The 14,023-nt window shown below is 67.5% G+C and carries 13 protein-coding genes and 1 pseudogene; 5 read left to right on the top strand and 9 right to left on the bottom strand.

Annotation, left to right across the window (positions count from 1 at the left end; genetic code table 11):
* The coding region (locus tag EHS43_RS21545; RefSeq protein ID WP_185806352.1) for a class I SAM-dependent methyltransferase at positions 1-799 on the bottom strand (799 nt) is incomplete at its 3' end.
* A gap of 264 nt (positions 800-1,063) precedes the next feature.
* On the opposite strand from EHS43_RS21545, the gene mshA reads away from it, so the two are divergent.
* Entirely contained in the window at positions 1,064-2,401 is a 1,338-nt protein-coding gene (gene mshA, locus EHS43_RS21540) for a D-inositol-3-phosphate glycosyltransferase (RefSeq protein ID WP_125192407.1), read from the top strand.
* Positions 2,394-2,894 carry a YbjN domain-containing protein gene (locus EHS43_RS21535; RefSeq protein ID WP_125192406.1) on the top strand — a complete coding sequence of 167 codons (501 nt, stop codon included), beginning with the start codon at positions 2,394-2,396 and terminating at the stop codon, positions 2,892-2,894. Before mshA ends, EHS43_RS21535 begins: the two co-directional genes overlap by 8 nt.
* Before the next feature lie 17 nt (positions 2,895-2,911).
* Here EHS43_RS21535 and EHS43_RS21530 read toward each other — a convergent pair whose 3' ends face one another.
* Positions 2,912-3,451, bottom strand: coding sequence for a hypothetical protein (locus EHS43_RS21530; RefSeq protein ID WP_185806351.1), 540 nt, complete (start codon positions 3,449-3,451; stop codon positions 2,912-2,914).
* Positions 3,452-3,460: 9 nt separating this feature from the next.
* Positions 3,461-4,309: an AraC family transcriptional regulator gene (locus tag EHS43_RS21525; RefSeq protein ID WP_125192405.1), complete on the bottom strand. Its 849-nt coding sequence runs from the start codon at positions 4,307-4,309 to the stop codon at positions 3,461-3,463.
* A 49-nt stretch (positions 4,310-4,358) separates the two neighbouring features.
* Between EHS43_RS21525 and EHS43_RS21520 the strand changes: the two genes are divergently transcribed.
* Positions 4,359-4,784, top strand: a complete 426-nt coding sequence (locus EHS43_RS21520) for a DUF2000 domain-containing protein (protein ID WP_125192404.1) — start codon at positions 4,359-4,361, stop codon at positions 4,782-4,784.
* 54 nt (positions 4,785-4,838) lie between these two features.
* On the opposite strand, the gene EHS43_RS21515 is transcribed toward EHS43_RS21520, so the two are convergent.
* Complete coding sequence (locus EHS43_RS21515; protein WP_260470639.1) at positions 4,839-6,146, bottom strand: MFS transporter; 1,308 nt, start codon at positions 6,144-6,146, stop codon at positions 4,839-4,841.
* Positions 6,147-6,312: 166 nt separating this feature from the next.
* On the opposite strand from EHS43_RS21515, the gene EHS43_RS21510 reads away from it, so the two are divergent.
* Positions 6,313-7,074, top strand: coding sequence for a phosphoglyceromutase (locus EHS43_RS21510; protein WP_125192403.1), 762 nt, complete (start codon positions 6,313-6,315; stop codon positions 7,072-7,074).
* Positions 7,075-7,154: 80 nt separating this feature from the next.
* On the opposite strand, the gene EHS43_RS21505 is transcribed toward EHS43_RS21510, so the two are convergent.
* From EHS43_RS21505 to EHS43_RS48990, 5 genes and pseudogenes are all read right to left on the bottom strand, one after another.
* The gene (locus tag EHS43_RS21505) at positions 7,155-7,340 is read right to left on the bottom strand and encodes a hypothetical protein (RefSeq protein WP_125192402.1); all 186 of its coding nucleotides are present in this window, start codon (positions 7,338-7,340) and stop codon (positions 7,155-7,157) included.
* Between the two features lie 391 nt (positions 7,341-7,731).
* Positions 7,732-8,991, bottom strand: coding sequence for a tyrosine-type recombinase/integrase (locus EHS43_RS21500; RefSeq protein WP_125192401.1), 1,260 nt, complete (start codon positions 8,989-8,991; stop codon positions 7,732-7,734).
* Positions 8,991-9,230, bottom strand: a complete 240-nt coding sequence (locus EHS43_RS21495) for an AlpA family transcriptional regulator (protein ID WP_010985410.1) — start codon at positions 9,228-9,230, stop codon at positions 8,991-8,993. The genes EHS43_RS21500 and EHS43_RS21495 overlap by 1 nt, the downstream gene beginning before the upstream one ends.
* Positions 9,223-10,035: pseudogene (locus EHS43_RS21490) on the bottom strand (replication initiator); the annotation flags it as partial. The gene EHS43_RS21495 and the pseudogene EHS43_RS21490, both read right to left, overlap by 8 nt.
* Positions 10,036-10,674: 639 nt before the next feature.
* The gene (locus EHS43_RS48990) at positions 10,675-11,349 is read right to left on the bottom strand and encodes a DUF6082 family protein (protein WP_221740747.1); all 675 of its coding nucleotides are present in this window, start codon (positions 11,347-11,349) and stop codon (positions 10,675-10,677) included.
* A gap of 1,703 nt (positions 11,350-13,052) precedes the next feature.
* Between EHS43_RS48990 and EHS43_RS21485 the strand changes: the two genes are divergently transcribed.
* Positions 13,053-13,268 carry a hypothetical protein gene (locus EHS43_RS21485; protein ID WP_125192399.1) on the top strand — a complete coding sequence of 72 codons (216 nt, stop codon included), beginning with the start codon at positions 13,053-13,055 and terminating at the stop codon, positions 13,266-13,268.
* Positions 13,269-14,023 lie beyond the last annotated feature (755 nt).

Raw genomic sequence — 14,023 nt, 5'->3', positions numbered from 1 at the left:
CCCCCCACGTCAACGTCACTTCCCCCTGCCGCCAGCGTGTGGGGCCGTCCGCCACCGGCCAGGTGCCCGACAGGGACCGGACCGCCCGGATCCAGCGCTGTCGGGCGCCGTAGGACGCGTAGGGGGCGGCGGCTGCCCACGCGCGGTCGAAGTCGCGCAGGAACCGGTGCACCGGCTCGCCCGGGACGTTGCGGTGGATCAGGGCCTTCGGCAGGCGCTCGGCGAGGTCGGAGGGGCGTTCCAGGGAGCCCAGCCGAGTCGCGAAGGTGACCGTCCGCGGTCCCTCCGGGCCGAGGGCGACCCACACGTGCCGACGCCCGATCTCGTCGCAGGTCCCTTCGACGAGCAGCCCGCCGCGCGACCCCCGCACCGGGTCGGCCGGAGCCAGCCGGGCGCACAGCCGCTCCCACACGGCGGCCACCTCGGCCTCGTCGTACTGGCGCAGCACATTGGCCGCCCGGATGAGCTGCGGCCGTCGGGAGAGCGGGATCTCGAACCCGCCGTGCCGGAAGACCAGCCCGTCCCGCTCGTACGGCTTCGCCGCGGCCACCCGCGCCGGTTCGATCTCGACGCCGACCACGCGCGTGCGTGGCGCGGTCTCGCGGAGCCGGGCCAGCAGTTCGACGGCGGTCCAGGGCGCGGCCCCGTACCCGAGGTCGACGGCGACCGGGTCGGCGGCGCGACGCAGCTCGGCGCCGTGCGTGGCCGCGATCCAGCGGTCCATGCGGCGAAGCCGGTTGGGGTTGGTCGTCCCGCGCGTGACCGTGCCCACAGGGCGGGAGGCGGCGCGGGATGTCATGCCTACGAGGGTATGCGGCGGGACCCCGGGCCTCCGCGGGCGAGTCACCGCACGAAAGCCCCGACATGGAAGCCCCGACACGGAAGCCCCCGCCGCACCCAAGGGTGGCCGACGCCCCCGCTCATCGAACGGTTGAGCGACCCCTGGTAATACCTAGGCAAAAACCACCCCGCCCGGAATGGGAATACGCCCCTCCGGTGTTGCCTCCCTCGGAGGGTCCCCACGCCCTCCGTCCGGCATGCCCGCTGCAAGGAGGAACGCCACGTGAGCCAGTACGTCAGCAGGCTCCAGCGTCGCTCCCAGGCCGCACCCCACCGGCTGCGCCTGCACCGCCGCCCCCGCCGCGTCGCCATGCTCTCCGTGCACACCTCACCGCTCCACCAACCCGGCACCGGCGACGCGGGCGGCATGAACGTCTACATCGTCGAGCTCGCGCAGCGCCTCGCCGCGATCAACATCGAGGTCGAGATCTTCACGCGCGCGACGACCGGCGGTCTGCCGGCCACCGTCGAGATGGCCCCCGGCGTCCTGGTCCGCCACATCGACGCGGGCCCCTACGAGGGCCTCAACAAGGAGGACCTCCCCGCCCAGCTGTGCGCCTTCACCCACGGCGTGATGCAGGCCTGGGCCGGTCACCGCCCCGGCTACTACGACCTGGTCCACTCGCACTACTGGCTCTCCGGCCACGTCGGCTGGCTCGCCGCCCAGCGCTGGGGCACCCCGCTCGTGCACGCCATGCACACCATGGCCAAGGTCAAGAACGCCAACCTCGCCGACGGCGACACCCCCGAGCCCGCCGCCCGCGTCATCGGCGAGACCCAGATCGTCGCCGCCGCCGACCGCCTCATCGCGAACACCGCCGAGGAGCGCGAGGAACTCGTGCACCACTACGCCGCCGACCCCGCCAAGGTCGCCGTCGTCCACCCCGGCGTGAACCTCGACCGCTTCCGCCCGGCGGACGGCCGCGCGGCGGCCCGCGCCCGTCTCGGTCTGCCCCAGGACGCGCTGATCCCCCTCTTCGCGGGCCGCATCCAGCCCCTGAAGGCCCCGGACGTCCTCCTGCGAGCCGTCGCGGTCCTGCTCGACCAGCGCCCCGACCTGCGCTCCCGCATCCTCGTCCCGGTCGTCGGCGGCCTCAGCGGCAGCGGCCTCGCCAAGCCGGAGGGGCTGCAGAAGCTTGCCTCCCGCCTCGGCATCGCGGATGTCGTACGGTTCCAGCCGCCGGTCGGCCAGGAGCAGCTCGCCGACTGGTTCCGGGCCGCGTCCGTGCTGGTCATGCCCTCCTACAGCGAGTCCTTCGGGCTGGTCGCCATAGAGGCCCAGGCGGCCGGCACCCCGGTGCTCGCGGCGGCGGTCGGCGGGCTGCCGGTGGCAGTGGCCGACGGACGGACCGGCTTCCTCGTACGCGGCCACGACCCGGCCGCGTACGCACGCGTGCTGCGCGACTTCGCCGACGAGCCGGCGCTCACGCCCCGCATGGGCGAGGCGGCCGCCCGGCACGCCCGGTCCTTCGGCTGGGACACCGCGGCCGCGGCGACGGCGGACGTGTACGTGGCCGCGGCACAGTCGTACCGGCGTCACGTACGCTCCCACCATGGCTGAGGCAGAGAAGGCAGCGCAGGTCATCGAGGGCGTCCTCAAGGACACCGGGGTCGAGTGGGAGAGCCCCGAACCCGGCAACTACGTCGTCCAGCTCCCCGGCACCCGCAAACTCAAGACGACCGTCTCGCTCCTCGTCGGCCGTCACTCCCTGTCCCTGAACGCCTTCGTCATCCGCCACCCCGACGAGAACGAACCCGGCGTCCACCGCTGGCTCCTGGAGCGCAACCTCAAGCTGTACGGCGTCGGTTACGCCGTCGACCGGCTCGGTGACATCTACGTCGCCGGCAAGCTCCCGCTCACCGCGGTCACCGCCGACGAGGTCGACCGCCTCCTGGGCCAGGTCCTGGAGGCGGCCGACGGCAGCTTCAACACCCTGCTGGAGCTGGGCTTCGCCACCGCGATCCGCAGGGAGTACGACTGGCGGGTGGCCCGGGGCGAGTCGACGCGCAACCTGGACGCGTTCGCGCACCTGACCCGGCGCTCGCAGGACTGACCCGGACCCCCGGCCCGCTACGACGGGTCGGGCGGAAGGGAGTTGGACGGCTGCGGCTCGCTGGTCGGCTCGTGGCTCTCGCCGGGCCCGTCGGGCGGGGCCGGCTTGTCCAGCTCGTCGGCGAAGGCCCGCAGTGCGTCGGCGAGTTCCTTCTTGGTGGGCAACTGGTCGATCTTCCGGTCGAGTTCGGTGATACGGCGGTTCAGCTGCTCCAGCTCGCTCGGCGCGGTGGGGTCGCCGCTCGGCTCCTCGGAGGGTTCGTCGGTGGGGTCCTGGGGCGATGTGGGGCTCGGCTCGGTGCCGCCGGAGGTGCCGCCGTCCGAGGAGCTGCCGTCCGAGGTACCGCCTTCGCTCACACCCACGCTGCCACCGGAACTCCCGTCCGGCGGGAGGCTGGTGGACACGCTCGGCTCGGGTGAGGGCTCGTCGTCCGAGCTCGCGGCGATGGCGCCGCCGACACTGAGGGCGACCAGGGCGGTCGCGCCCGCGACGGCGACGGAGAGACGTCTGAACGGGAACGAGCGCTGACCGTCATCCATGTTCTGTCTGTCATCCATACGGTGACGCTAACCGCCGACGATCACCGGACGGACGCCTTCCGTCGATCTCGTCGCGCCCACCCGGTAACGCCCCGGCGTCACCCCCACCAACCGCTTGAAGTGCCGGGTGAGATGGGCCTGGTCGTGGAAACCGGTGAGCGCGGCGACCTCGGCCGGCCCCTGCCCCGCGAGCAGCAGACGCCGGGCCCGGTCGACGCGCCGGGACGTGAGGTACTGGTGCGGCGCGATGCCGTACGCGGCACTGAACGCCCGTACGAGATGCGCCGGATGGGCCTGTACGACCCCCGCCGCCTCCTCCAGCGACAGCCCCTGCACGACCCGCTCGTCGAGGAGTTCGCGCAGCCGGCGGGCGAGCGCGGGGTCGCGGCGCGCGGGCCCGGCCTGCGGCGACGACCGCAGCAGGGTCCTGAGTCGGTCGCCGATGAGCGTCAGCCTGCTCTCCGCCTCGAACTCCTCACCCGGCCTGCTCAGCGCCGTGTGCAACTGCCCCACCCGCTGCCGCAGTACGGGGTCCCGCAGGTCGGGGCCGTCGACGGCGGGCCCGATGAGCTCGTCGCCGAGGTGGGTCCGGTCGAGGTAGAGGACCCGCTTGCGGAAGCCGCCGGGAGTGGCGGGCGAGCCGTTGTGCGGGACGTGCGGCGGCAGCAGCGACACGGTGTCGTGCGGGGTGCCGTGCTCGTGCCGGTCGAGGTCGTACCGTACGGCCCCGTCGTCCACGATGAGCAGCGTCCAGGCCTCGTGCACGTGCATCGGGTAGGCGTACTCGGTGAAGTGGGCGTGGAAGACCTCGGTGACGCCCGGGACGGCGGGTCGCCACGCGGTGACTTCCTGCGCGGGCATGGTCGGGGCCGCCATGCAAAGAACGTACAAGACGCGACCGGGCGACGCCCGCGAGTCTCACCGTATGAACGATGAACCCATCCGCTTCGACACCAAGATCGCCGTCCTGCTGCGCGAGGACCTGGAGACCTGGCAGCGCCTGAACGTCACCGCGTTCCTCGTGAGCGGCCTGGGCGCACAGGCCCCCGAGGTGGTCGGCGAGCCGTACGAGGACGCCGACGGCGTGCCCTATCTGCCGATGTTCCGCCAGCCGGTCCTGGTCTTCGAGGGCACGAAGGAGACGCTGACCGCGGCTCACACGCGCGTGCTGTCCCGCTCACTGCCCCGCGCCCTCTTCACGAGCGACCTGTTCTCCACGGGCAACGACCGGGACAACCGGGCGGCGGTCCGGGCGGTCCCGACGCGGGAGCTGGACCTGGTGGGCCTCGCGGTGTACGGCCCGCGCAATGCCGTGGACAAGGTGCTCAAGGGGGCGCGCATGCATCCGTGAGGGCGTCCGGGGCGGCAGGCAGGACGCACCCGGGACGGCACCCAGGACCGATGATCAGGCCGCCGCGCCGGCCTCGGAGGCGGGGGTGGCCTTCTCGGGTGCCGGTGCGGGTGCGGGTGCCTGATCATCGGTCCCGGGTGCGGTGCCGGTCCCGGTGGCTGGGTCCCGGGACAGCCGGCGCATGAGGGCTGCGTAGCCCACCGCCGCCACCGTCCCGACGACCGCGCACGTGCCCCACAGCCACTCCGCCCCGAACCGGTCGATGACGAAACCGGACATCAGGGGTGCCACGAGAGCGGCGACGGACCAGGACAGCGTGTACATGCCCTGGTAGCGGCCGCGGCCGTGGGCGGGGGAGAGGCGGACGACGAGGCCGGTCTGGGTGGGCGCGTTGATCATCTCGCCCAGGGTCCACACGCACACGCTGAGGGCGAAGAGGCCGACGGACCCGGCGAAGGCGGTGAGTCCGAAGCCGTAGCCCGCGAGCAGGGACGAGACGACGAGGAGCCGCTGGGGATCGCGGTCCTGGATGAACCGGGTCACCGGGATCTGCAACGCGACGATGAGGACGCCGTTGAGGGCGATGGCAAGGCCGTAGTCGGCGGGTGTGAACCCGGCCTCGCCCATCGCGACGGGCAGACCGATCGAGCCCTGCTGGAAGATCACGGCGACCAGGAAGGACAGTCCGACCACGCTCATGAACCGCCCGTCGCGCAGGACGGCACCGAGACGGACGTCGTCGGGCGCGCCGGTGTCCCCGCTCGCCGCGGGCCGGGACTCGGGCAGCTTGAGGAAGACGACGACCGCGCAGACGCCGGTCATCCCGGCCTCGATCAGGAAGCCCGCGAGGTAGCTGTACTCGGCGATGAACCCGGCGCCCATGGAGGAGACGGCGAAACCGAGGTTGATGGCCCAGTAGTTGAGGGAGAAGGCCCGCACCCGGTCCTCGGGGCGCACGATGTCGGCCATCATCGCCTGCACGGCCGGGCGGGAGGCGTTGGAGGTCATGCCGACGAGGAAGGCGACGGCGGCGATGGCGACGGGGTGGTGCATGAAGCCGAGCAGCGCGACGGAGGCGGCGGTGGCGGACTGCGCGACGAGGAGGGTGGGCCGCCGCCCGAGCCGGTCGGTCATGACCCCGGCCCCGATCGACGACACGACCCCGCCCAGCCCGTGCAGCGAGGCGACGAGACCGGCGTAGGAGGCGGAGTAGCCGCGGTCGAGGGTGAGGTAGAGGGCCATGAACGTGGCGACGAAGGCGCCCAGGCGGTTGACGAGGGTGCTGGTCCACAGCCACCAGAACGCGCTGGGGAGCCCCGAGACGGTTTCCCGGCCGGCGCGTCTCAAGGTGGCGAGTGGCATGGATGGTCCCCCCGTGTGTGTAAGTGGCTCCGGTAAGTGGCTCCGATAGCGAGCACAACTTACGAATCCGGGGTGACCGCAGGCCACTCAATTAACAGATCCCGTCAAGCGTCCGTCTGTCGAGCGGCCTCCGCCCGGACCGGGGGCGTGGATTACGCTCATACGCATGGCCGACGCACCGTACAAGCTGATCCTCCTCCGCCACGGCGAGAGCGAATGGAACGCGAAGAACCTGTTCACCGGCTGGGTGGACGTCAACCTCAACGAGAAGGGCGAGAAGGAGGCAGTCCGCGGCGGTGAGCTGCTCAAGGACGCCGGCCTGCTCCCCGACGTGGTCCACACGTCCCTCCAGAAGCGCGCGATCCGCACCGCCCAGCTCGCCCTGGAGTCCGCGGACCGCCACTGGATCCCGGTCCACCGCTCCTGGCGCCTGAACGAGCGCCACTACGGCGCCCTCCAGGGCAAGGACAAGGCCCAGACCCTCGCGGAGTTCGGCGAGGAGCAGTTCATGCTGTGGCGCCGCTCCTACGACACGCCCCCGCCGCCCCTCGAGGACGGCACGGAGTTCTCCCAGTCGGAGGACCCCCGTTACGCCTCCATCCCCCCGGAGCTGCGCCCCCGCACGGAGTGCCTGAAGGACGTCGTCGTCCGCATGCTCCCCTACTGGTACGACGGCATCGTCCCGGACCTCCTCACGGGCCGCACGGTCCTGGTCGCGGCCCACGGCAACAGCCTCCGCGCCCTGGTCAAGCACCTGGACGGCATCTCCGACGCCGACATCGCGGGCCTGAACATCCCGACGGGCATCCCCCTCTACTACGAGCTCGACGCCTCCTTCACCCCGGTGACCCCGGGCGGCAAGTACCTGGACCCGGAGGCAGCGGCAGCAGCCATCGAGGCCGTGAAGAACCAGGGCAAGAAGAAGTAACCGAACGCCAGTAAGCCCCCGACCTGCTGTTTCTTGGCAGGGCGGGGGCTTTTTGGTGGGGCTGGGCCGCCCCTGGGCCGTCAAGCTCGGGTGGGCCTACGCGTCACGTGCGCGCGCAGGCGGAACGCGATGAGGAAGCCGACGAGCGCGGCAGCTTCCTGCGGGAGGTCGATCCAGATGGGCAGCATCGCGATCACGCAGCCGATCAAGGGCATCGGCAATGAGTAGGGGGAGATGTGGATGGTGAGCCCCGTGCGTGCGAACATGGGTGTCCTCCAGGTGTTGGTATGAGCTACTTGCATTCATGGAGACAGGGCCGCTCCCCGGCAGGAGCGGCCCTACATTTCAGGCTGACTTTATTTGGCTTTATCTGTCGTCTGCAAATCTCCAGGTAGGGCCTAGTGGTGTTGAGTGGTTGCCTCGTCGTGGGCTAGCTAGCGGCTGTCTCGGCTCAGCTTCGGGAGGCGCTTCTGATCTTGCTTGTGCGTGCACGCACGCACGTGGCGTGCACGCATGCACACAGGTGAGGGGTGTGCCAGTGAGTCAGTCGCGAAAGTTAGCCGCTCGATTCATTTGCCGCCCAAATGGCGTGACGGAAATCTAGGTGCAGCATTTGCCTCACATTTGAAATGCTGGCGATGCGCGATGTTGCAGTCATCAAATGCTCGTCGAATCGGCGGGGTTGCAATTTCGCTGCGCGCTGAAGATTTGAGCCACGGCATTGCGGGTGCGTTCTTGGCTGGACGGCATGAGGTGCGCGTACACGCGGGGCGTCAGACCAGGGTCCGAGTGGCCGAGGTACTCGGCAAGTGCCTTGATGTTCTCCCCGGCGTCCAGGAGCACCGAGGCGTAGAAGTGGCGGAGGGCATGCATGCCGCTCTCGCGAGACTCGGCGAACGGCTGTCCTTGCTTACGCTCGGGGATGACTCCAGCCGACGCCAGCGCCCGCTTCCACGCCTCCTCGTTGAGGGACGTACGCCAGACGTGACCACCACGCGGCCCGGTGAAGATCAGCCGCTTGGTCACCGGCCTCCCGTCTGCCACTTTCCATGGCAAGGTGACGTCGACAGGCGGGAATCGCTTCATGTGAGCCCGGAGCGCATCTGCGACCGGACCGGGCAGCGGCACGTCCCGGAGCTTGCCACCCTTTGGCGGGGCGAAGACCGCCTTGCTTCGGCTCAGCTTGAGCTGCTGGACCACGTGCAACGTGTCCGACTCGAAGTCGATCGCGTCGACGGCCACGCCGAGGATCTCGCCTTGTCGCAAGCCGCAGCCGCCACCTAGGTCGACCATGGCCCGGAACCGCTCGGGCATGCCGGCCCGGACGGCGAAGACCCGTTCCGGTGTCCAGGGAGCAACGCGCCTGTCATCGACGGTCGGCGGCCGGACCGATCGAGCCGCACACGGATTCCTGGGAAGGTGCCCGTCATCCACGGCCGCACTGAGGGCGGCACGCACGTTGGAGTAGATAGTGCGGGCGTACGAGCCTCGGATGCCGTTCTCGCTCAGCTGCCGCACCCAGTCCCGGATATGCGCAGGCTGGAAGGAGCCGAGCGGTCGCGATCCCAGGTACGGGAAGGCGTGCAGCCGAAGCTGCGACTCCATCGAAGCCTGGGTGTTCGGGTCAGCCCCCTGGGTGGATACCCATGTCTCGGCGTATTGCTGGAAGGTGATCCGAGCGGCGCGAGGGTCGATGTACTGCCCGCGTGCCATGTCCGCTTCGGTGTGAGCGAGCCACTGGTCAGCAAGCCGCTTCTGTCTGTCGGGGAAGCTCTTGGACTTCTCCGTACCGTCCGGGCCGACGTACCGCGCGCGGTAGCGGGCGCCCGAGCCATAGCGGTCGCTCTTCACTCTGCGGGCCTTGCCGTCCGGACCGACCTCGGTCTTGTACCAGCGGTCTTGGATGTGTCCGGCCATCAGGCAGCCGCTCCCTCACGCCGGGAGTCCACCCAGGCGCGCACGTCGGCCGGGTCGAAGCGGAGGTGCCGGCCGACACGGAACCCACGGGGCCCGGTGCGCTTTCGTCGCCACTGGTAGACCGTCTCGACGCTGGGCAACTCGAACATCTCCACCAGGTCGTCAGGCGTCAAGTACCGCGAGGGCAGGGTGCGCGGTTCGGTGGCCACGTCGGCCAGGGCGAGGCGTCGGCTAGCCACGGGTGGGCTCTCCTTCGGTTCCGGGGGCGGGTTCGATGGACGTGGCCAGCCAGGCTTCGGCGTCGGACAGTCCAGTTCCGGCGAAGACCCAGTGCGCCAGTACGTACGTTGTCTCGGGGCTCGGTTCGTTTGCTGCTGTCTGTGCTCGCCGCCATTCGGCGCGTGCGGTTCGGAGCGCGCCGAGGGTGGTGGAGTAGCGGCGGGATTTGGTGGAGAAGTGGCCGCGGAAGCCGAGCATGTGGGCCCAGGCGCGTAGGCGGAGGTGTTCGAGGCTCTTGCGGGCGCCGAGGGTCCAGGCGGTTCGGATGAGTTGGCGGGCGTGGTCGCTGATGTCGAGTTGGGCGAGTTCGGCAACGAACTTCAGCGGGCGGTCGAGAGCTCCCGTGGCCGTCTCCGCGCCCTTGGTGGCGTACTTGGCGACGTAGGCGGCGACGGCGCGTTCGGTGAGTTCCTGGCCGTCGTTGAAGTCGGCGGATCGGATAGTGCGGACGTCGAGCTGGCGGCCGAAGGTGAAGGTGTGGGTACGGCCGCCGATGAGCGGGCCGTCGACACGGACCTTGGAAGCGGCAGCTTCTATGGCATCGCTGAGGAGTTCCGCTGTGGCCCAGGCGGGCGGTGGTGTGTTGCCGCCTTCCGGGCCGTCGATGCGGATGACCGCGTGGAAGTGCACGCCGCCGCGCTTTTGGTACGGCGCTCAGGAAGCATGAGAAGACAACTTCGTAGTGATCGCTCATGGCGCGCATTGTGTACGGCACCACTGACACTGCCACGCTAGGAGGCCGTGAGCCGCGTGCCAGACCTGTGCCAGATCGGGCGGGGCACCACGGGGAACACCAGGGAACCAACCGACCGCCCACCAGGCCCCCGGCGCTGATTCACCGCAGGCCAGCCCCGAGCAGGCCTCCTAAATGCCCTTAGCTTCCCAAGCTTAGAGCATCTCTTGGATTGCTCCAATGCACTGCATGCCAGCTCATTTTCGCCGTCCGGCAAGTTTGGTCGCATCCGTTCACACTCAAGCCCTCTATCTCATAATCACTAGATCGATAAATGAACGCTCAGTCTCATAATGTGGAACACTTTGATCTCACCATTCGGAAGGCTTGACGATTAGGTAGGCACCAGCCATACGGTGACCGCTCGCTCTGGAGAGGAGGGCCCCTGGCCGGACGGGGGCGCACAAATATGCGAATCACGAGGCGGCTGGACACACCAAACGGGCGGTGCCTAAATGAGCACAATTGTCCAGCAGTTTTTTCGCTTTCCTCGGGTGATGTTGCTCTCATTGGGAGCAAGGCCTCAATCGAGCTGCGAAACACACTTCCCGTAGGATCCGGGGTAGGCGAATCTGAGGAACTTGTAGTGGTGCCGCGCGAAGTTCTCATCAGTGCTGGCTGGGCCCCGCCAACCAGCTGATGAGCGTGATTCGTCGCGCAATGGATAATCTCTACGTCACTCCATCGCCATCCACTCGCCTTAGATAGGCTAGTTCAGTCATGTCGTAGAATTTCCGCATGAGGCCGCCGTGCGGCGCAGTACGGCCGCGCGGCGCCCGCGTTTTCTCCCAAAAGCTTCGAACTATCTCGTTACCGAAAATGTGATACAGGGAAGCTTCTACTTCCTCGTCAGTAAAGTAGCCGAGTTCGTAGCACATGCAGTGGTGGGAGATTATCAAGTTGCAATACATGTACTGTTTCCGACAGTTATGAGAAGTGTCAGGTCCGTAGTCCGGCCAGCATTGCATAAGCAGTGGGTCATCCATTGCCATCTCCAGCAGCTTTATGTGTCGGGCTCGTACCGCCGCCTCCGCTGATCGCCGCACGGTATTGTGTTGACTTTGGCCAGCTTCTCGCTGCAGGCACAGTTCGGCCGTTTGCGCTTCGAGTACCTCGCGATGCATGCGGGACTCTTCGCTCTGATGCCGAAAAGTTCGCGCAATATACACGAGCACTACCACCGACGTAGTTGCAGCCGCGGCACCATAGGCTTGGCCAGCATTGCCGCTCGCCGTCGAATGGATGCCGGGAAAGCTCGTGAGAGCCAATGTGAGCCCGAAGGATCCGACGCAAGAGACCAAAGTTGTAATCGCTAGAATGTAGGTCTCTCGCCTGCGGCTCGCCATTTTCGCAGCCTCTCTGCTACCCAAAGAGCTATCGCAAATTTTCCAATTAGATCTTTTCCTTAAGATGCGCGCCGGAAACCGGTCATTGGAAGCACGCACGGCGCAGCAGAGGCGCAGCTCGACTGAGCGAGAAAGCGGATTGAGTGTTCGCAGTTCCAGCCAGGCTGATGATTTTGTGGCATTTGATTGCCAGCGTCACCGAAAGCCTCAAGGGAGTCGAACATTTATGCTAAAGAGATCGATTCTCCAACACGATAGCGTCCCTTGATCGGAGGATGTGAAGCATGTGGTTTGCCGCAGTCGTGCACCCGTACGCCTGCCAATGCGCCCTTGCTTATCAACGCCAGCGCGGCCTAGATGCCCGCAGATCCGGTTATCGATCTCGCGGCAGATCAGAGGGAAGGGGTGCGGAGTTATCTGTCCGACCCTGCCGCCCGTCTCAGTTTCCGTCTCATTCAGCGCCGTTCGCGACCGTTCAGGCGAGACCGGAGCCAGGAGCCGTTCCCTCGGCCAGCCGTCCATGAACGCAGGCGAACGTCCCTATACGAGCGCCAGCACCCCACCAACACAGTTGGAAAGCGTGTTGCTCGCGCCCCAAAAGGCGACTGTGGCCACGATCAGACAGTCGACCTCGATACTGCGTAGGTACGGAGGAGGCGCACACCTTTGTCTCCACTACTACTCGTACGCTGATGCGCTGGCTCGTGACGGCAGACGGAGGCGCCTGGGGCGGCCATGCTGATTACCTCCATCCAGTTCGGAGGGATTCGATAGGGGGAGCGTTTCTATGTCGCCTATGCTCTTTTCGCGAGGTGCTGCTGTCGGCGCGGCTTGGACGTTGGCCGTAAGTGCAGCGATCATCGGTCCGATCGGAGTGGCCCAGCCGGCCGCTGCAGCCAATCCGTGGACATGCCCGGCGGGTGGCAACCCCAGCCTGTGGGACCCGCGCTTAATGTCAACGGTCGGTACTGCGGAAGTCTGGTGGCGGAAGATTGAACTGCGCTACCACAGCGGTACCCGCTGTGCATGGGGGCGTATCTCCAACGGCTCACGTAGTGACTCGGTTTGGGTCGACTGGTCTTCTAACGGGGGCCAGACGTGGAAGCAGCTAGACGTCACCAAGATCCCGCGGGGTGGCCACGAGGCGCACACGATCGCCCACAACGACGCTACATACGTGATGCGAGCGTGCGGCAAAGCAGGTAACCGTCGTGAAATCGCCTGCACCGGCTGGTACTAGCGCGTCTGCTGCCGGGCGCTGATCGGCGCGCCAGCCAATGCTTACGGAGATCGACCACGTGCGGAGCCATGGCAAACGAGCGCTTGATCCGAACTGCCACCAGCAGCCCCACAGCTCACCCGATCGAGGTCGACGAACGCCGACTGCCACGCGAAGCTCACGCGCGGAACACGGCCGCGAAGCAAGCTGCGCAGCAGCCATGAGTGTCTAACTGCGTGACAACCCCGACGAACAACGGCGGACGAGCGCGAACGTCTGCGGACCATCAGCGCAGGTGAGAGGCACACCAGCCCAAGCCAGCACCCCGGCCCAAGTTGCTTCGGGACGAAGAGGTCGAGCGCTCAAGCCGTGCCACCCCGGCGGCGGCCGAGGCATGGATGCAACAGACCAAGCCAGGCACGGAAATGCGCGAGGCCTCGTCGTGGAGCAGCCTGGTGGTGGGGATAGCCGTGAGGAGGCTCCGATGGCGTATCACGAGGAACGCCCCTGGCGCGAGACGCACCGAACCCATCGCGCACAGCCCAGAGCTGCGCTCGGTGGAGTATTTGCGTTGGGAATCGTGATCGTATTAGCCCTGATCGAGCTTCGTGCAGCAGTGATCTTCCTTGGTCTGGCCGTAGTCACGATCTTGATCTTGCTGATCGGCAAGTGGGTAGGAAAACACGACCGCGAGAAGTGACAGGACCTGGTCCGTGCCACACACGTGCCAGATCGTGCGGGGAACCACGGGGAACACCGGGAAGTCAACGAACAGCCCACCGAGCGTCGACTGGCTCCCTCCGCAGCTCAGCTGTGCTGACACGCTCAAGAGCCCAAGCTGATGGCTCCATATGCGGAACTCAGCAGCTCTCGCGAGCAGTTGCTCCACAGCCACTCCCTGCCCGCACAGGCTCTGCCAGACTCGCTTCATGGGGCGTTGCGCTGGGGTGACACAGCAGGGACGAGCGTGCGGAAACCCGGCAGGACGGAACGGCTACTGCCATCTGCACGGTGGCGGAGGTCAACGAAGCCGGAGCCCACGTGTCTCTACTCCTCCCCGACTTCCGCGCGTGCCGGCGCGTCCAGAACCGCAGCCACAAGGCAGTCAGCGAGGCTGGTTCTGGAGGCTGAGGTGGGTCGTCATGGGTTGGTTCGAGGCGCTACGCAACGCGGTAAGCCGACGCCCATAACGGTGCTGGCTGGGCCGTCCCTGGGCCGTCCAAGGCTGCTCACCAGTGGCCAATGACGACCAACGACGACCACCAGGCGCACGATCCCACCGCCCCTGACCAGCAAAAACCCAGCTCACCAAGATCCCCGGCAAGACCCAGGGCAAGAAGAAGTAGGATTTGTGATCATGCCCCTGAGCTGCGCGGTAAGCGCGGACCAGGGGCATTTTCATGCCGTGGCCCACCGGTCCGCCTCCGCTCCCATACCCCAATACACCATCACCCC

It is taken from the genome of Streptomyces sp. RP5T (genome assembly GCF_003933965.1).
Lineage (GTDB): Bacteria > Actinomycetota > Actinomycetes > Streptomycetales > Streptomycetaceae > Streptomyces.
Note: the sequence above shows the minus strand (reverse complement) of the source record. Positions and strands in the feature narration are given on the sequence as shown.

What these genes read in the sequence shown, in the direction of transcription:
- EHS43_RS21535 (WP_125192406.1), top strand. Translation starts at nt 2,394, where the DNA reads ATGGCTGAGGCAGAGAAGGCAGCGCAGGTCATCGAGGGCGTCCTCAAG.
- EHS43_RS21510 (WP_125192403.1), top strand. Translation starts at nt 6,313, where the DNA reads ATGGCCGACGCACCGTACAAGCTGATCCTCCTCCGCCACGGCGAGAGC.
- EHS43_RS21525 (WP_125192405.1), bottom strand. Translation starts at nt 4,309, where the DNA reads ATGGCGGCCCCGACCATGCCCGCGCAGGAAGTCACCGCGTGGCGACCC.
- EHS43_RS21505 (WP_125192402.1), bottom strand. Translation starts at nt 7,340, where the DNA reads ATGTTCGCACGCACGGGGCTCACCATCCACATCTCCCCCTACTCATTG.
- EHS43_RS21515 (WP_260470639.1), bottom strand. Translation starts at nt 6,146, where the DNA reads ATGCCACTCGCCACCTTGAGACGCGCCGGCCGGGAAACCGTCTCGGGG.
- EHS43_RS21520 (WP_125192404.1), top strand. Translation starts at nt 4,359, where the DNA reads ATGAACGATGAACCCATCCGCTTCGACACCAAGATCGCCGTCCTGCTG.
- EHS43_RS48990 (WP_221740747.1), bottom strand. Translation starts at nt 11,349, where the DNA reads ATGGCGAGCCGCAGGCGAGAGACCTACATTCTAGCGATTACAACTTTG.
- EHS43_RS21500 (WP_125192401.1), bottom strand. Translation starts at nt 8,991, where the DNA reads ATGGCCGGACACATCCAAGACCGCTGGTACAAGACCGAGGTCGGTCCG.
- EHS43_RS21485 (WP_125192399.1), top strand. Translation starts at nt 13,053, where the DNA reads ATGGCGTATCACGAGGAACGCCCCTGGCGCGAGACGCACCGAACCCAT.
- EHS43_RS21530 (WP_185806351.1), bottom strand. Translation starts at nt 3,451, where the DNA reads ATGGATGACAGACAGAACATGGATGACGGTCAGCGCTCGTTCCCGTTC.